Below are 19570 nucleotides of genomic sequence, written 5' to 3'. Positions count from 1 at the left end.
CGATAAAAGCTGTGTTCTGCACACTTTTATCGGAATGATTAGATTTAAATTACCAACTCCATAACACTTATATCTTTTCCTGCCTGACATCTCACACTGCTCAATTTGCTTGTTTATTACATTCTTGCTATAAAACCCGAAATAGAATTTTTACTCTATTTTTTAAAATAACAATTTTGGGGATGCTGTTCATGAAAATAAATTTCAGAGGGATTTTTGCGGGTTTCGTTTTAACAACCCTCTCAAGTGTTGGCTTTGCAGAAAGCGATCTACTGGTCGGTAAATGGAAAACCATTGATGATCGCACAGGTTATTCACGTGCCGATGTCGAAATTCGCAAAAAGCCAGATGGCACTTATGAAGGCATTATCGTGGAAACCCGTAATATTCCGGGTGCAGAAAAAATGGTGATTTGTAGCAATTGTCCAGGTAACTTAAAGAATAAACCTTTTATTGGCTTGCCATTTATTTGGGGCTTTAAACAAGATGCTAAAAACCCACGTGAATTTAACCAAGGTCATGTTTTAGACCCAATTGGCGGTAAAGTTTATAAAGGCAAAGCTCGTTTAAGCGCTAACGGTAAGCGCCTCACCTTACGTGGCTATGTAGGTGTTTCAGTGATTGGTCGCAGCGTGACTTGGGTAAAATACTAATTCCAAAAACTAAGATATTGATTTACAGGGTTCTTTTTAAAGAGCCCTTTTTATTACCAAATTTTGAAACAATCCTTTTAAACACCGTACGACCGTTCAATCCAAAATATTGAAATAAAGGATGGCATTGAATAAAAAATAGACTAATATCTATAAGACATCTATACGCACAAGCCAAATTGACACATCAATATAACAGGCGTGAGCACAGCAAAGGGTTGGCTGAATTTCACCAAAGGAATACAAATAAAAGATTCTATTACAGCGTACACAGGCTAAATTAAAGAGAATCACTTATTGGATATCCACCAATTATTGATGTAAAGCAATCCCTCATTTCAGGCGAGCCAACTCGTTTGAATTCGATCAGAAGGAGTATGCCATGACCACCATTTTATATCGTGAAATCACTTCAGACGGACAGCACACAGAAATTATTGAAGAATTTACCCAGTTAGATTTAAAAAAATTTGCCGAAGCGTGTGGGCAAAGCCCTGAATGGGTCTTACAACTTTTAGAATATGACATCCTGCCTTCCCGCCCTGCCGAACGTATCCACCAATTTTTTGGTGAAGATGTCAGCCGTGCACGCCAAGCCTATCGGTTGCAACGTGATTTTGATGCCAGTTTTTCAGCTGTCGCCATGATGCTTGACCTGATTGATGAAGTACAAAAATTACGTAAAGAAGTTAAACATCTGAATTTTCAACATAGTTAATCCTCACGCTCTAGCTGTGTGATTCATCACCTTGCTAGAGCGTTTTTCTTTCTATGCCCGTAAATTTTTTTGATGAGAATGATCTACACAATGAAAACTAAAGACTGCAACAAGAAGATTAAAAATATGTTTCCTGAGTTTCGTGATTTAATTCAGGGATTACGCGACAGCAATCCACATTTTTCAAAAATTTTTGAAGATCACGAACAGCTAGACCGTGAAATCAGCCAGTTAGAGCTTGATCCTGTGCATCAAATTAATGATGACATTGAAGCGCTGAAACGCAAAAAATTAAGACTAAAAGATGAAATGTATCACTTGCTGCGTAATGCACAAAATGATCAATTGGCTTAAAAATACATACAAGTCTGAACTGCAAATCCTCATACGATCAAATGCAGGACACAGCAAGAAAAGACAAAAAGCAAAACAAGATGGCGTATTCAAGTCTGAAAACAGCATTCAAAAAACTGCCATCTTGAGCTAAGTGTCTGCCTATCTGGTTCAATCTGTGGATAAGCTTATCAGTCCTATGGATAACTTTTGAGGTCTGTGGACAACTTTTATCAACGAATTATCTTGTGACATATATTGGATGTGGAACTCAATTTATCACCACATCTGCAAGTCTATCTTCTGGATTATTTAATTTTAGTCAGTTTTTCGACTTCTTTAATGGTGCCTTTCACGGTTTGCTTAATGGGTTCATAGTCTAAAAACCAAAATAAATTCATGGGTTGGTCATTATGTTGCTGTGCCAACATATCAATCACACTTTTTTCACCCAGACCGACAAGGTGCCTACGATAAAAATAATACAGCAACAACAAAGTAGTCATCACCATTACCCCAAGCATGATCCAAAAGGCCTGTGCGTGTTTCAGCCCCGGCATAAACTCAAAGTTCATACCATACACCCCTGTAAATAAAGTCAAAGGTGCAAAAACTGCGGTAATGATGGCTAAAATCCGCATGTTTTCATTGGTCTGGTTGGCAATAGCAGAAAAATGCAGATCAATTGCGGTTTGCACTGCAGAGCGTAAGCGAATGGTATGCTTTTGAATTCGTTCAATGTGACTGGTCAAATCATCCAAACGTACCAAAATAATATCCTGCCGTTCACTACGTTTTTTGCCACGTAAATGTGGGTAGTTATCGACAATTTCATCACGCAATTCCTGCAAGGCTTCTATTTGCTCTTCACATAAATTTTCAACTTGCTGAAACGCCATATTTTCTTGCAGCAATTGATGCCAACGGGTAAAACGACGATGTCCCTGCAACAACTCTTGTTGCCAATATTCCACACGGCGGGTTAGCGGCATGCGAATATCCAAGTAATCATCCGCTACCAAATTCAGTAAACGCAACGTTAAATCTAATGGTGTTGCTGCCAGTTTGCGTGCTTTATTCTGTTCTTCAATCGGGCGTTGTACCGCTGCTTCCACACGTGACAAATAGCTTTCCATGACTTTATTGCCCTGTTCCCGCACACTAATCAAAATCTGCGGTGTCATAATAAAGCTCATCGGCGTAGTGGCCAGTCCAAAAATCCGTTCATGTTTCTCCCCGACTTGTTGCCCTGTTGCAATACGGTCTTCGGGTGTGATCAGTTTACGGAAAATCAATAAGTCATAATCATCTAAAGTATCAAACGCACATGGATGCTCTATATTTAAAATATCGCGCACATGATATTCATTGAGCGATAATTGACTGTACTGAAAAATCTCTTGTTGCCACTGTTCTGCACGGTTAAGCACATCATCACGGGTGCAATCAATCCAGATAAATTCAGGCTCAAGCCCTTCAATTGGCTGTTTTTGCACATAAATATTGGTTTTATGATTGGTATGCAGATAAAAATAATAACTTTGCATAGAACGGGCACTCTATTTCAGTTTTCTTGTACGGTTTTTTGAGATTTTAAGATGTACTCAGTTTAAGCATGGATCAGGCTTCTTTTCAAATACATGCTGTAATTTATGCCGCTTTTCATACAACAAAGATGGTTTGTACGATGCAACAAAATTTTTAGCATAAAAAAACCCGCATTCAGATTGAATACGGGTTTTTTGACCATTTCAGATCATCAACACAGCATTACGCTTGTTCGATATCTTTCATAGTTAATTTGATACGACCACGGTTGTCTACATCAGCAACCTGTACTTTCACTTCCTGACCTTCTTTCAACACGTCTGCAACGTTGGCAATACGCTCATTTGAAATTTGAGAAATGTGAAGTAAACCGTCAGTACCCGGAAGGATATTTACGAACGCACCGAATTCAACAATACGGATTACTTTACCTGTGTAAATTGTACCCGGCTCGATTTCAGCAGTTAAAGCCTGAATTTTTGCAACAGCAGCTTGTGCAGCAGCTTTGGTTTCACCAAATACGCGCACTGTACCGTTGTCTTCAATATCAATTGCCGCTTTAGTTTCTTCAGTAATTTGGCGGATGGTAGCACCACCTTTACCAATCACGTCACGAATCTTGTCTGGGTTGATGTTAATCACTTGGAAAGTTGGTGCATGCATTGAAATTTCTGGACGCGCACGTGAAATCACTTGGTTCATTGCATTTAAGATATGCATACGACCTGCATAAGCTTGGTTTAATGCAACTTCCATGATTTCTTCAGTGATGCCTTCAATCTTGATGTCCATTTGCAATGCAGTAATACCGTTGGCAGAACCCGCAACTTTAAAGTCCATGTCGCCAAGGTGGTCTTCATCACCCAAAATGTCAGAAAGTACAGCGAAACGCTCGCCTTCTTTCACTAAGCCCATTGCGATACCCGCAACTGGTGCTTTCAATGGAACACCTGCATCCATAAGTGATAACGATGCACCACAAACAGACGCCATAGAAGATGAACCGTTTGATTCAGTGATGTCCGATACGATACGAATCACATACGGGAAGCGATCTGCTGCAGGAAGAACTGCTTGCACACCACGACGTGCCAAACGACCATGACCAATTTCACGACGTTTAGGGCCAGATTCACGACCTGTTTCACCTACTGAATATGCAGGGAAGTTGTAGTGCAACATGAAGTTGTCAGTTTTAGTACCCGATAAGGTATCAACCATCAAGGCATCACGTGTATTACCTAAAGTGGTGGTAACCAAAGCCTGAGTTTCACCACGGGTAAACAATGCAGAACCGTGCGCACGGTCTAGAACGCCAACCTGTACGTCAAGCGCACGAACGGTTTTGGTGTCACGGCCATCAATACGTGGTTTACCAGACAAGATGTTGTCACGTACGGTACGGTATTTAAGATCTTCAAAGAGTTCGTTCAAGTCATCTGCAATGCCAGTTTCGTCATTTTCAGGAACGAATTGCGCAACTGCTTCTGCTTGAAGTGCATCTAATGCAGCATAACGGTCTTGTTTGATGGCAATGGTATAAGCTTCAGAAATTTTTGCTTCAAACGCTTCTTTTAATTTTGCACGAAGGTCTTCGTTTTTCTCTGGAGCAGTCCAAGTTGACTCAGTTGCACCTGCAGCTGCAGCAAATTCTTTGATCGCTTGAATCGCGATTTGCATTTCGTCATGACCGTAAAGCACTGCGCCTAGCATTTGGTCTTCTGAAAGTTCTTTTGCTTCAGATTCAACCATCAATACAGCAGATTCTGTACCTGCAACCACAAGGTCAAGGTCAGATTGCGCCATTTGTTCAAAGTTCGGGTTAAGCACGTATTCGCCGTTGATTAAACCCACACGCGCCGCACCAATTGGGCCACGGAACGGTGTACCTGCAATTGCAAGTGCAGCAGACGTACCTAACATTGCAGCAATGTCAGCTTCCATGGTTTTGTCAGAAGATACAACAGTCGCAGTAACTTGAATTTCGTTGTAGTAACCTTCTGGGAACAACGGACGAATTGGACGGTCAATTAAACGTGAAATTAAAGTTTCTGCTTCAGAAGCACGGCCTTCACGCTTACCATAACCACCTGGGATACGACCTGCAGCATATTGTTTTTCTTGATAGTTAACAGTCAGTGGGAAGAAATCTTGACCCGCTTTTGCTGTTGGTTGAGCAACCACTGCAACCAATACAGTCACGCCACCCATAGTAATCATTACCGTGTTGGCTTGACGCGCTACACGACCAGTTTCAAGTACAACTTGGTGCTGACCAAATTGGAATTCTTTACGAATAATATTAAACATCGACATGTTTTATTTTTTCCTAGTTCTTGTGAACAATTATTCTCGTGGAGACCCCTAAGGTTTGGCATTCACAATACAATTGTTTAGGTAAATGACAAAGCTTAGAAGCCGACCTCACTCGAATGAAACACGATTTTTAAACACAAAGAAGGAGCGAATCATTCGCCCCTTCCACTGATCTAGCCAAGGCTAGATATACTTTAGTTTTCAGTAATACAGCATTCAACATGCAATAGTCCGAAAATAAAAGCTTAAATCGAATTAACGACGTAAACCTAAAGCAGCAATCAATGCGCTGTAACGAGTCACATCTTTGCCTTTAAGGTAGTCAAGTAACTTACGACGTTGGTTAACCATACGGATTAGACCGCGACGGCTATGGTGGTCGTGTTTGTGCTCTTTGAAGTGACCTTGTAAGTCATTGATTTGAGCAGTTAAAAGCGCTACTTGAACTTCTGGTGAACCAGTGTCGTTTTCAGCACGAGCAAATTTAGCGATGATCTCTGCGCGATCTGCGTTTGTTAAAGCCATTCGATTTCTCCGAGATGCTTAATAAAAAGATTTGATACCGATCAATTGATTGCTCAATTGACTGCCGTGCATCACTACAGCAAGGGCATTATTTTAAGGCAAAAACGTGCCGATTGCAAAACAGAACGACAAACAAGCACTTTTAATTTTGAGATGTACCAATAAAAGTATGATTTATGCTAAGGGTATACACATCATGTTAGGTATAAAGTGTCTAAGGAAAATAAATATACAATTGTATATGATTGATAATATGTAATATTTTGCCAACTGCTTTTCATCCACTGGAATATTTTGCCGTTAAAATAAAACAGCCCGAGCATAGCTCGGGCTGTTTTTTGCGCTGTAGTTTCTTGTCTTATTATTCTTATTGTCTTGTTTATTGTGGTTATTTGCGCGTTTTCGCGTCTTATTCTCTGAACATTCCTGTTCTTGCTTTCACGTCCTTGTGTGGTAGATTTTGCCACAATACTAAAGTGAAAGAAGTCGTATTTCTCGTATCTGTTTGTAAGCTTTTTCTTACAACAGGTAAGCATTGTCAGCATTTTGCAAATCACCCAAACTTACAGGCATAAAAAAGCCCTGTAGTCTCTCCCAAAACTACAAGGCTTAGCGGCTGTAAGTTTCCTCTTCTCACTCACGTCCTGTCAGTTCGCTGTCTTTCGACATTTATCGTTATTATTCTGCGATTATGCTCAACTATCCCTATTGAGCTTTTTATGTGAAGTCATCTTCTCAAAAAGATCTTGAAATCTCTATGCGCAAATTTCTCGAATCAATGTAAGCCATTTCGTACAAAACCATCTCTTATTCAGTTTTACTTAACAATCCAAAGCGTCATTAATTCTGGCTAATAAACCACTGCTGCGACGGGTACGAATCATCAAAGCTTGCTGCAAAGCTTGCGCATCAACCAACAAACTTACGACTTTTTTAGCACGGGTAATGGCAGTGTAGATCAGCTCCTTACTCAGCAAGTTTTTTGCCGCAGCATCCAACACCACAGCTGTATGAGTAAATTCAGAACCTTGCGATTTATGAATAGTAAGTACAAATGCGGTTTCAATATTTTTAGGTAAGCGTGTTGCAGGCACCCACTTATTTAAACTTGGAAAATATACTTCAAACTGGCGCTGATCATTCTGCTCTCGCATAAAACAGATGCCAATATCACCATTCGACAACCCCAGTTGATAATCGTTATAGGTCATCATGACGGGGCGTCCTGCATACCAATCGCCATGTTTGGTTTGTTTTAACTGTTGCAACAAGCGTTTTTCAATCTGCAAATTCAGTTGTTGTAAACCCAAATGACCATGACGAATTGCGGTTAAAATACGGTAATCATCAAATACATTCACCACATTCTCAACATGCGCTTGAAATGCTGTACTTGATTGTTCCAAGCCCAAAGTATGTGCTTTTAATACCGCTACATAAGCCTGATAACCATACATCAGCTGATCATAATAATGCGCTAAATTTTCCGCTGAAATTTGCCCATTTTGCTGAGGTAAATATTGCAGTTGTAGGGCATCTATTTCGACTTGCTTAAATTGAATTGGCTTTAATTCACCTGCTGCCACGACTTGCTGTTCAAACTCAGCCAAAACCTGTGCAGGAGAATGTTCTTGCTGAATAAACTTCGCCATTGCGCCAATTTTTGCACCTTCAGCAAAACGACGTGTGGTCACTAAATTGACACGGTTATTTGCGAGTTCAGGCACTTGCTGTAAATCGGCCAATACTGTACCGACATCGACTGAAGCCAATTGATTGGCATCGCCCAACAGAATTAAACGTGCCTGCGCAGGAATGGCAGCCAATAACATCTGTGACAGGCTTAAATCCAGCATCGACGCTTCATCGACCACAATCACGTCATAAGGTAGAGGTTGTTTAGCGTGAAAACGTGGCTTGCCTGTATTGCCTAAGCCCAATAAACGATGCAAAGTCATGGGTCGTAATTGACGTAAAGCATCGACATTAAACATTTGTAAAGCTTGACTATTCAAGGCATTTTGCAAAGCTTCATCCATCCGCTGTGCCGCTTTGCCTGTTGGTGCAGCCATCGCAATCCGAATATTTGGCAAAGCTTGATTAAGCACCGCAACAATATGCGCCAAAGTATAGGTTTTTCCTGTACCTGGCCCACCAGTGATAATACTTAAACTTTGAGTTGCCGCAGTCTGTAACGCTTTTTGCTGCTGTGGATCTTGCAATAAATTAAGCTGCTCGGCTTGTAATTCAAAGGACAAAGGCGGCTGCGCCTGAATCCGTAAAATATCGCTAGCAACCTGATGTTCCAGTTTCCAGTAGCGATACAAATACAAACGCTGCCCATCAAATACAAACGGTGCAATTTGTGGATCAGGATTTAAAGCGCTACGCTGCAAGTTCATGTGCAAATGTTGCAATGCCGCCACTTGTTCTGCGGTTGCAGGAATACAGCTATCCCCTTGCTGAATAGCATCGAGTACCTGTTGCATCAAAATTTGCGCTGAAGCATCAAAAGTGACATTGCTAAATGGCGGCTGACATAGGTAATCCATCCACGCCTGCATTGGCGTTTGAGCTGAATTTAAGTGAATATGCTTGTTTTCCACACAGTTATCCTCAAAGTTATCCACAGGATAAGCAATTGTTTTATTAAGTCGATAAGCTGACTTAGCGTTATTTTTTAAGTTCAAAGTAACCCAATATTTGATCTAGTTGCAGAATAAATTCCGCATCTGGCCGCCAATGACAAACCCCTTGCCCTGCTTGCCCCTGCATACCACGCAAATACAAATAACTGGCTCCACCCAAATGTTGCCGAATATCATAATCTTGCAAACGACTGCCCAAATAACGGTGCAACGCCACCAAATACAAGGCCGCTTGTAACCAATAACTCGATTGGGTCATGTTGTGTTCAAGGTTGGTTTTTTCATAATCGCGCTGATCGGCACCCAAATAATTACTCTTATAGTCGGCAATGTGATAACACTGCCCATCAAAATAAACCAAGTCGATTGAGCCTGTCAGATAACGCGCAGTAGCGGCTTCATTTAAATCTTGAATAGGATGTCCCGCATCTTCAAACAATTGCTGAATTGCTTGAATAAATAAGCGCTGATCTGCCAACGCCAAATAGAATGGAAACTCTGATAAATAATGTGCAGTAGATAAGGCGGAAAGCTGGAAAGTATCGTGCAAAGGAGTATTCAACACATCCTTCAGCCACTCGGTCATGTGCGCAAAAATATCTGCTTCCTGCACAGTCGCGCTGCCTTTGGCAGTGTCGAGTTTTGCAATCAAATCTACCAATAACACATCTGAATTAAACTCTTTGTCGTTATGAAAACGGCGTTTGACTTCTTCAAAAATGTCATCATGACTGGCTTGAAAGTCGATATATTCAAAGAGTTTATGTAAAAAACTCCCCGCTTGAGTACCACGCTGAAAATTAGCTTTGATCCATGCAATCGGTTGAGCCACCTGTACGATTTCCTGTTCCGTTTCGACAGGTTCCTGATTGATTTCGTCGGCAGCAGCAGCCTGCTCCTCGCTTGCCAATGCCAAAGTATCGCTACGCATGGCGGCAGGTAAATGTTGTGCCAAGCCACTAAAACTGGTTTTGGTTCGTGGATAAAAACGACGCTGCGGAAAATCTGCAGCTTCAATCTTAATTTCTTGCACTTGTTCAAGTTGTAATGCTGCCGCCAATTGTGTCAGAGGTGCTTCATCACAGCTCCATGCTGCTGCAATTTCTGCTGAACTTGGCGCTTGTAAACGCCAGACATTTAAACCAGCAGATTTTGGTGCAGCCTCTTTTTTACCTTCTTTTGCAGGCGTAGGCTGTTTTAGCATCGCATAGACCCGATAACTGGCACGGGTGAGTGCCACATACCAAAGCCGATTCAACTCTGCCAAACGGCGCTCACTGTGCTGCTGCATTGCTGTGGCATCGATGTCTTTATGTTTAATGGCAATGATGCGTTGTTCAATGCCTTGCGCTTCCTGTGTTGCAAACACCAAAGCAGACTTGTCAGATTTGGGGGACTGATCTGCCGACATCAAAAACACGACTTTAAATTCTAAGCCTTTGGACTGGTGAATGGTCATCAGTTTCACGCCTGCCGCATTAGAAAGTTTTCGTTCAATTTCCCAATCGCGTTTGGCAGGTGATTCAACTTGCTGTAAATACCAGTAATACAGCATGTAAGCCCCTTGATGGCGTTCACTTTGACGACTCAGCAATTCGGTTAAATGGCGTAAATTCACCACATGCCGTTCATTGTCAAAACTGCGTTTCGCCACCAAATTTTCCCAAACTTTAAATAAGTTTAGGCAGTAATTCCATGCGGTTAAAAAGCCTTTATTGACCCACATTTCCCGAATGCAGTCGAAGTCATAAATAAACTGACCTAACCCCTGTTGCTCAAGTTCAATCAACTGTTGCAGGTTATAACCCAATAAACGTGTCAGTAAGGCACGCTTGACCTTGGCTTCATCATAAGGATGTAAAATTGCAGTTAAAATTGCCGCCACATCTTTGGCTAAAAAGCCTGTAAAAACACTGCGCTGGCTACTTCTATTGACCTGAATTCCAATCCGCTCAAGCTCGTATTGGGCTTGATCTAGCTTTTGATGACTGGTCGATAAAATGGCAATATCATCAGCTTGCAAAGCAACTTTGCCTTCAGAATGATCAAAATATAAATCGCCTGCGATACCTTGATTTAATAACTCACGAATTTTTCGTGCAATTTGAATGGACTCATCCTGTTCATGTTCCACTGTTACCCAACGCAGCGGTGCGGGATTGGCCTGTTGCCGATCCATTAAGGCAGGATGAGGACGTGAACCAGCAATAACAGGATCATAAATCACTTTTTCACCAAAAGCGGGTTGGCGTTGAAATAACTCATCCACCACACTGACCAGCTCTTTCACTGAACGATGATTTTGTCTGAGCGAGTAAATGCGACCTTGTTTTTTCAGCACATCATCGCGGGCATTGTTATAGGTCAGCATATCACCACCGCGGAAACCATAAATCGCCTGCTTAGGATCGCCCACCATAATCATACAACCACGCGCATACCACTTTGGATTGCGCCAAATTTGTGCCAGCATGTCATCTTGATCTTGGTTGGTATCCTGAAATTCATCCACCAAAATCAGTGGATAACGCGTATGCACAAACTGTGCAAAACGCTGCCCACGTTCTCCCTGCAAAGCTTCAGCTAAACTGCGAATTTGTTGGGCAAAAGTGGTTTCCCCTTTTTGCTGTAAAAGTTGCGGTAAACGCTGTTTGACGTGTTGTACCAAATAGAATTTTAAATTGGTCTCCACCAATTCAATTTGATGCTCAAAATTAAGTTTGGCATCCACCACTGCTTTGATTTTTCCGATCACAGGATGATCAAAAAAAGCATCTTGCACCTCTTGCGTACATGGTGCTTTCGCTTTGTTAAAAATTGATTTTCTGAGCTTACCGTCTTGGTTCAAATATAGTGCAAAGACCGCATTAAACAATGCGGCAAGATGTGAATTAAAATAATGTTCTAAAGGGCTGTGCTTAATTTTTTCAATCAGTTTTGGCAAAGTCACTGTAAATAGTGGCTGCAACCCCTTCTTATCACTCCCCGCGACATAATCGGAAAAATTAAAGCTATATTCACCATCATAATATTCTTTTAATTCTTCAATTTGCGTCATGGTGATACTGGCTAAATTCTGCAACGCCTCTGCTAAATCCTGAACCTCCAACTGTGCCTGATCTATGCCTTGAATCTCTGCCGATGCAAAATTCAAACTGGTATTGACCAGACCCTCATAATCGGCTGCCGATTTCAACCGCCCACATAACAGCATATAGTCCACAACATGCTGAGGCTGCGCCTGAATCCATTCTCGCAGCACATCATGCACCAATTGTTCGGTATAGACCGATGCTTGGTCAGTAATATTGGCGCGCTCAATTTTGCCGCTTTCAAAGGAAAATTCACGCAATAATTTTTGGCTAAAGCTATCCAGCGTTCCGACAAATAATTCATCCAGTTGCGCAATCACCAACTTCAAACGTGAACTGGCATAGTCTAGTTTTAAACGATATTCCTGCAAAATATGTTTGAGTAAAGGGTCTTGTAGTTGTGTAATTTTCTCTGCAAGGGCACGCTGATCTAAAGACTGGTTTAAACACTGATCGATATATTGTTGGGTTTCAAGCAAACGTGCACGAATACGACTTTTTAGCTCGGCTGCTGCGGCACGGGTAAATGTGGTCGCAATCACCTGATTAGGCAAATAATCTTTCAGGAAAATCCGCACCATTAAACTCGATAAAGTATAGGTTTTGCCTGTACCTGCCGATGCTTCAATCCAATGCAAACCTTTAAATTGCATCTCTTGAATTGGGTCATAACAAATTGGGAATGGGCTAGATGAGTTCACGCAGATTCCCCTTGTTTTTGAAGATTTTTCGCAGACTCATAATTTTCAATGATGGGCTGATACAGTCGATGGCTATATTGCTGAAACGCCTCAATCAACAACGGTTCAGTTTCACTGTCTTGAAAAATAAATGCCCAGTCTGGGTGGTTTTTCTCACTTTCATCAATAAAACCTCCCCAAGCACCGTCATGCCAATGTTTTACGAAGCTTTCCATATTCAAAACCTGATCGGACTGAGCTTCATCCCATTGGATTTCAAATTCTTTTTTATCGTTCATTTTTAGAACTAAAGCCGCAGGCAATAACACAGGATATTGCTGTGCGTGTTTCCAGAACTCAAACCACTGGGCTAAATACTCGTGTGCTTGCTGTGCATTGATATTGGCAAAATGAATCACCGCATCTTTACACACCACAATCCGCTCTAAATCTTGATGTTCTGTGTTCTGATAGGCCACCCAAAACAAATATTCCAACCACACTTCGGCATATTTTTTTGGCCTGGCACTTGCTGCCACCACACTACACCAAAGCTTTGTAGGCTGTTCAGGCACTTGAATACGGATATGCAAATGCGGATTCATTTTCCAAAGCTGTTGCGTTGTTGCGGTTGCTTCATCTGCAAATTGCTGGAGTGTGTCACGTAAATATTGCTGTTCTTGCAGTCCCGTTTGAAACGTGGCATTTAAGGTTTTACCCACAGGCAAGGTATCTTGCAACAAGCTTTCTGCATCTTGCTCGCCATGTTGGAGTAAAAAATCACGCACACTATATTTTTCCAAGCCATTTAAAATCAGCGGCTCGTGGTTCATTGCAGCAGTGTCGGATTGTAAATTTTCGACTCCAATCGCTTTTAAATAGGCACGTGCAGGGAAACATACATCTCGAATCCATTGCATACTGTCGAGTACCACCACGTCTTGTGGTAATAATGGATATTCACCAAACCATGCTTCGCGTGGTGTGGTTTCTTGCTGCATTTGTTTGGCAACCCGATACCATTGATCTTTAAAGCGAACTTCACGGCTTTCGGCAAAACGCAGTTGATCAAAAGGTTGCAAACTATGCAGGTGATAAAGAGATTTCAATTGCGCAGGAATCTCGACACCGTTCAAGTTTAAGCGTGAATCGCTAGCCCTATCGGGATGTTTCACAATCAATTCCAAATGCTGCACAAATTCCTGCACCAGCACGGATGGATCACGTACCTCACCATCGCTGACATCAAAACCGTTATAAAATAACCAAACACTGTCTTGCGCCAACAATAAACTGTCTAAAAACGCCCCCTGATCATCCTCAATGCGTGAACGATCTCCCAGTTGTGGTTTTAATAGTTGCATCAAATCAAAAGCCAATTGCTGATCACGACTTGGGAACACGCCATTGTCCAAATTCAACATCACAATCAACTTATATGGCAGCGGACGAATTGCACCAATTTGGCTAAAGGTAATGGCGCCCGATGGACTGGCTTGTTCGAGTTGGGTTTCGAGCTGGGCTGAAATTTCTTGCAGAATATAATCCAGCGGTAAGCTTAAATGACGCAAATCTTGACCCGACTGCACATCAAAATAACTGGCTAAGGTCAGCATACGGTCATGTTTTTGCACCAAACTAAACACCGATGCCAACACATCTACCCCTGCATCCTGAAACTCACTCAGGTCTTGCATCAGTTGTTTAAGCCAATATTCCACCGTTTTGGCTTGCCCCAATTCATGCTGAATTAGCCAATCACGGCGCTGTGCAAAATCCTGATAAATTTGAACCAGTTTAAAAATCAATTCAAAATCGCTACTTTGCACATCGGCATAACTTAAAGTGTGCTGAACCACGCAATGCTCTGGCACTGCAACGCCCAAAGCCAAACGATCTAAAGCAAACTTTAAGCTGAACCGATAATCTTGATCATCTGCACTCAGGCTGCGTTTTAAATGCTCGGCATCTAAACCACGTTTAAAACCTGCATTGGCCAACAACTCATTCATGCGCTCAATATTGTTTAAATTCAAGGCATAACGCTGTTGTGTGGCAGCCAAACTCAACCAGTCACCAAACTCCTCAAAGCTAAAACGTCCTTGTACCAACGCTATACGCCCAACCACCGCACGCCAAGCATTGTGAATATCTAAAGAGCTGATACCTGCTATTTGAATAGGCAAATACACACTATCTTGACTGAGTTGATGCCCTAAAGTAGCTTGATTCTGCTGTGCTTTTTGTTGTCCTTTCTGATAGAGATCACGCTCACTTGGCGGTGCAGCAAATACGCTGCGAATTAAAGACTCTTGTTCTTTGAGTTTCGGACTCAATACCAAAATATCACTGGCTTGGCGGCTGTCATCTTGTCCTAGCCATGCAATTAAACGATCTTTGAGTACCTCAAGCTGACGTAAACTTGAATGACACACATGAATTTGCAATGACTCATCGGCAGGATCTAAGTCATACGCCTGCGCGACTGGCTCAACCAAATTCAATACATCCGATTGAATTTTACCCAGTAAATGCTGCGGCTCTTCTTCAGGGAAAAGATCATACCACTCGCCTTCATCACCACTTGACAACGCCGCCAATAAAGAAAAGTGATCACGTGCCTGTTTACCAAAGCGTGTCAGCAAAGGATGATGTGACTCGCGCATATCGGCATTAAATTCGCCATTATATTTTTTGATATATGCAGCAATATCATCATCACTTACGGTTTTATTTTGACTTTCCATCTCACGAATAAAACGACTTTTGATTCGCGCATCCATGTTTAATTTCCACTTAGGATCGACCATGTCTGCCCAATATTCTTGCGATGGGTTGTAATGCAGAATAAAAATATCCATATACTGCGCCAAACGGCGGATAAACAGCAACTGACTTGGCGGCAAATCCAATAAGGTAAAAATCACCAACTGTTTGGGTAATTTGTTAATACACGAATTTGGATTTTCAGGCTCGCCCAAAGCTTGCCAAAATTGCAGATCAATCTCCTGCATTTTTTCAAAATCTGCATGAAAAATATGCAACCACAACCAACTTTGCCATTGCTCTAATTCTTCGGCTTGCTCTTGAGTAAATGCGGCTATTTCCAATGCCGCTTGTTTTTCTTCTTCGCTCTCAAAGTTTTTAGGGATATAAATTTGCTGCTTTAAGTTCAGGCGTTTCTGTTGTCCCCAAACCGCTAACCAATTGCTTTGACATTGGCAGACACCCTCGCAGCCTTTTTGGCAAAAACCACGATAAACCATGTAATTGCTAAATAAACGTGAAACTTTATCTGCCACCCAATACAGCATGTTTTGCTTTTTGAGCTGCTTTTCTAAACCCTGTGACAATTGCTCTGCGCTGTCATAAATTCGCTGAATCAAACGATGTAAAGCATGCTCGGCAGGAAGTGGGTTTTGTTCGTGTTGTATCCACGGTTGTAAGTCATAAAACACACGCCATTGCATCACAATACGCGGAATATTTGCCTGACGCACCCGATCTTTATCGTCTAAAACTGCCTGATAAGCGGCCCATTGAAAGGCACGAATACGATGATGAAATTCAGTATTGGCACTAATGCCTTTTTGCTCGGCTATTTTTTCCGTCAGCCACTTTTCTACTGCCACTGAAGGCACAATAAAATGCTGGGTTTGTAGCACCTGAAGCGGATTCGATGTCGGTTGACGTATGGTTTTCAGCATTTCATTGACTAAAACTTCTATACGTTGGCTTTGTATGACATGAATCGCCATAAGGTATCCTTTAATTTATTTTGAATAAGAATGTATTAAATGTACTAGAAGGCCGTTGATCTATCATTTGCCTCAAGCACAACAAAAGAATAAAGATTATTGGCTATACACTTACAACGGTGTATGCCACTTTACAAGCATACTTTTATTGCCTACTTTATTCAAAAAGTGCTTTGAATAAAGTGGTTTAATTTACCAAACAGCATACGATTATCCGCCATTTTAAGGTTGTACTTATGATAAAAAGAGAGACAATTCCAGACAGTATTGATCCAAGCCTAGACTTGGAAATGATTCGTGCAGAATGCCTAGAACTGGTCAAAAAACGTGCCTATTTTTCTGCAGGTGCAGCCGTCATTCCTGTGCCGTTCTTAGACGTTGTCATTGATGTGGGCATCTTGTCGCAACTGATTCCAGAAATTAATGCACGTTTTGGCTTATCTCCTGAGCAAGTCAGCGTGTATGATCCTGAAACCCGAAAAGTCCACTGGAGCGAATTGCGTAAACGCGGTGTGGAATTTTCAGGCTTAGTCGTGGCGCGTACTGCAGTAAAAAAATCCCTGAATAATGTCGCAGCCAAGTACATCACCAAACAAGTCACCAAGTTTATTCCATTGGGTGGACAAATGGTGGCAGCAGGTTTGGGTTATTTTATTATGAAAAAAATTGCCGAAACGCATGTTGAAGAAAGCTATAAACTGGCAAAAAGCATTCAGCTTAAACAAGCCAAAGTTGTGAATGCTTAATTTTTAAACTAAACAGACTCAAATTCAGCTAACTTAACACGCAGTCTTTGCATCCTCGAGGCAGATTATTCTGCCTTGAGTTGTTTCAAGATGGTTCTTAAAATTTCCAAACGTGCTGCATTTTTGTCATTACTCGGAATGATGTGCCACGGTGCATATTCGGTACTGGTACGTTGCAGCATATCTGCCGCTGCCACCAAATAATCATCCCAACGGCTACGGTTGCGCCAGTCTTCATCTGTAATTTTAAAACGCTTATGTGCGGTTTCCTGACGTGCTTTAAAACGCAGCTCCTGCTCATCTTTACTAATGGCTAACCAAAATTTGATGACGACAGTTTGATGATCATTTAAGTCTTTTTCAAAACGGTTGATTTCGTCATAAGAACGCTGCCATTCCAGTGGGCTAATCAAACCTTCTACACGTTCTACCAATACCCGACCATACCAAGAACGGTCAAAAATATTGATTTTTTCTTCAGGCAGAATTTTCGTCCAAAAACGCCACAAATAAGGACGACTAATTTCAAAGGCTTCAGGTGCACTAATGGTGTAAATTTCGTATTCACGCGGATCCAGTTTTTTTACAATCCGTTTAATCGCGCCGCCTTTGCCTGCTGCGTCCATTCCTTCAAAAACAATGCTGACATTACGGTTATCTAAACGCAGTGCATCTGCCACTTTTTTCGTGAGTTTCTTTAACTCTGCTTTATAGTCATCCTCATTGACCGATTCAGATATAGGATTAAGCAAAACTTCTGGAATTTCTGCAGCTTGCCAAGTGATGCCCGAACTGGTCGGATGCACAGGACAATGCTCTAAAGCACGTAAAATATGCTGTGCAAATTGTTGATCGCGGATGGTTTCATCTTCGCAATCAATCATAATCCAGTCATCGGTAAAGCGTTGGCGCAGCTTTTGCAAGCTGTCATATTGCTTTTTATTGCGCCAATCCAAACCGTGCAATTTATGCCAATGCACTTCGCTCGGTTCCATATCATCTAGTCGTTTTTGTAGTGATTTCCACGATAAATCGAACCAGATTTTAATGACATCCACATGGTTATTTTTTAAGTCTTCTTCATAGGCACGCATTTTTTCGACATAGTTATCAAACATGGTGTCATCAATTTGTTTAGACACATGCATGGCTGTGCTTAATAAGTCACTATACCAATTGCCAAACATCACCATAATTTGACCTTCGGCAGGAATAAAACGTGCATAAGGCTGCCAAAGTGTCTGTTTGGGATTAAACGGGTGTGGCGCATCGGCTTTTACCCTTAAATAACGCGGATCGACCCATTCCCTAAGTTGTTTGACCGACTCTCCTTTCCCCGCCAATTCAATGCCGCTCACTAAAATCAGCAAACTTTTGGCATTTTTTTCACCTTTGGTATTTTTTAAAGCATATTGGGCTTCAATTAGCTCGACTGAAAGTTGTTCTTCTTCCATGAGTTTAAATTCAGTATGTGCTTGTGACATCATCTACCCTATTGTTGTGTTATTTAAGCTCTGCTGATCATTCGTCTATATTTACGATATTAGAATGAGCGACAGACTTTGATCAGTATACGAATATCGACCCATTTTTTAACAACTTTTCGCGTATTTTTGTAGATTAATCTCACACACTGACCTTTGCCGTTTGGAATTCTGTGTAATTTGTCATAGCGACGAGATCAAACTCACATTAAGATTTGCCCATTCAACTCAATAATGAGACACCCTATGTCTAAACTTGCTGCTTTAGATGAGCTGTTAGAACTGTATTATCAATTTAAATATCATAAAAATCCTATGCTTTTTCAACGCTTACAAGATGTTCAAGCATGGCAAAAACAGCGTATGCAACGCACCCATGCCACACAGTTTGCCGAAAAGCACAATGTCTTGATGGCTGAATATTTTTTAAACCGCTTATATGGCGGTCCAGATTTTGACGCTTTGGCAGGTCAAATTGCTCGCCTACTGAAATATGCACACAAAGCTGAAAAAATCATCCCTGAAAATGCAATAAAAACAGGGACTTCTGGGGTAAGTCTGGCGATTTTGGCAGTGCAGTTAGATGAACAAGTCGCGATACAATTGCTACAGGACTATCCTGAAAATATGCCTTTAAATGATGAGATGATGCGTCTGACTTATTTAAAGCTCGATCAGGGCGAAGCACGCTTAAAACAATTAAATATGTTGGATGAACTGGGTAAAAACCTAGATAAATATATGCGCTCTTTTGTGGTCTATACCGCTTTTAAAATGTGTAAAGGCGCGGCGCAAAAATACAGTTTTCAAATTATGTATGAGTTTATGCAAGATGGCTTTTTAGCCATGAAACCATTAAAGTCTGCAGAGAAATTTGTGAAGCAATTTACTACCACAGAACGGGAAATTATTGCCAAAGTACATGCAGGTGATTTACATCCATTTTCATAATCCCAATGTGTGAAATAACCAACACTTATTCAGCACACTTACGCTATCTTTGGTTTTTTCTGTATATTATTCATAACAATTGCATGATGATTACTGTACAAGTGCTTAGAATCTGTCA

12 protein-coding genes are annotated in these 19570 nt (G+C 41.3%); 5 read left to right on the top strand and 7 right to left on the bottom strand.

Going from position 1 to position 19570, the window contains the following annotated elements; translation table 11 throughout:
* The first annotated feature begins 191 nt into the window (after window positions 1-191).
* The 3 genes from VF675_RS01295 to VF675_RS01285 all read left to right on the top strand — a co-directional run bounded on the left by VF675_RS01295 (window position 192) and on the right by VF675_RS01285 (window position 1725).
* The gene (locus VF675_RS01295) at window positions 192-653 is read left to right on the top strand and encodes a DUF2147 domain-containing protein (protein ID WP_004975935.1); all 462 of its coding nucleotides are present in this window, start codon (window positions 192-194) and stop codon (window positions 651-653) included.
* Between the two features lie 382 nt (window positions 654-1035).
* Window positions 1036-1371 carry a chaperone modulator CbpM gene (locus tag VF675_RS01290; RefSeq protein ID WP_004975930.1) on the top strand — a complete coding sequence of 112 codons (336 nt, stop codon included), beginning with the start codon at window positions 1036-1038 and terminating at the stop codon, window positions 1369-1371.
* A 90-nt stretch (window positions 1372-1461) separates the two neighbouring features.
* Window positions 1462-1725, top strand: a complete 264-nt coding sequence (locus VF675_RS01285; RefSeq protein ID WP_026438326.1) for a YdcH family protein — start codon at window positions 1462-1464, stop codon at window positions 1723-1725.
* A gap of 287 nt (window positions 1726-2012) precedes the next feature.
* On the opposite strand, the gene VF675_RS01280 is transcribed toward VF675_RS01285, so the two are convergent.
* The 6 genes from VF675_RS01280 to VF675_RS01255 form a co-directional block, all read right to left on the bottom strand.
* Window positions 2013-3251 carry a magnesium transporter CorA family protein gene (locus VF675_RS01280; protein ID WP_004975927.1) on the bottom strand — a complete coding sequence of 413 codons (1239 nt, stop codon included), beginning with the start codon at window positions 3249-3251 and terminating at the stop codon, window positions 2013-2015.
* A gap of 223 nt (window positions 3252-3474) precedes the next feature.
* Window positions 3475-5562 (bottom strand): polyribonucleotide nucleotidyltransferase, encoded by a 2088-nt coding sequence (gene pnp, locus VF675_RS01275; protein WP_171257431.1) that lies wholly within the window; start codon window positions 5560-5562, stop codon window positions 3475-3477.
* 261 nt (window positions 5563-5823) lie between these two features.
* A complete protein-coding gene (rpsO, locus tag VF675_RS01270) occupies window positions 5824-6093 on the bottom strand; it encodes a 30S ribosomal protein S15 (RefSeq protein ID WP_004975922.1) in 270 nt (89 codons plus the stop codon).
* An 821-nt stretch (window positions 6094-6914) separates the two neighbouring features.
* Entirely contained in the window at window positions 6915-8657 is a 1743-nt protein-coding gene (gene recD, locus VF675_RS01265; protein ID WP_440204663.1) for an exodeoxyribonuclease V subunit alpha, read from the bottom strand.
* A 109-nt stretch (window positions 8658-8766) separates the two neighbouring features.
* The gene (locus tag VF675_RS01260; protein ID WP_440204662.1) at window positions 8767-12486 is read right to left on the bottom strand and encodes a UvrD-helicase domain-containing protein; all 3720 of its coding nucleotides are present in this window, start codon (window positions 12484-12486) and stop codon (window positions 8767-8769) included.
* A gap of 44 nt (window positions 12487-12530) precedes the next feature.
* On the bottom strand, window positions 12531-16271 hold the full coding sequence (locus VF675_RS01255) for an exodeoxyribonuclease V subunit gamma (RefSeq protein WP_440204637.1): 3741 nt from the start codon (window positions 16269-16271) through the stop codon (window positions 12531-12533).
* A gap of 236 nt (window positions 16272-16507) precedes the next feature.
* Here VF675_RS01255 and VF675_RS01250 point away from each other — a divergent pair, with 236 nt between their 5' ends.
* Entirely contained in the window at window positions 16508-17017 is a 510-nt protein-coding gene (locus tag VF675_RS01250; RefSeq protein ID WP_004975913.1) for a hypothetical protein, read from the top strand.
* A 65-nt stretch (window positions 17018-17082) separates the two neighbouring features.
* Here the strand turns inward: VF675_RS01250 and pap are convergent, their stop codons facing one another.
* Entirely contained in the window at window positions 17083-18501 is a 1419-nt protein-coding gene (pap, locus tag VF675_RS01245) for a polyphosphate:AMP phosphotransferase (RefSeq protein ID WP_225531132.1), read from the bottom strand.
* A gap of 246 nt (window positions 18502-18747) precedes the next feature.
* Here pap and VF675_RS01240 point away from each other — a divergent pair, with 246 nt between their 5' ends.
* Window positions 18748-19452, top strand: a complete 705-nt coding sequence (locus VF675_RS01240) for an FFLEELY motif protein (RefSeq protein ID WP_004975910.1) — start codon at window positions 18748-18750, stop codon at window positions 19450-19452.
* Window positions 19453-19570: the final 118 nt, after the last annotated feature.

The organism is Acinetobacter sp. Lyrl_1, assembly GCF_051948795.1.
Lineage (GTDB): Bacteria > Pseudomonadota > Gammaproteobacteria > Pseudomonadales > Moraxellaceae > Acinetobacter > Acinetobacter towneri.
This window is presented reverse-complemented; position numbering and strand designations above follow the sequence as displayed.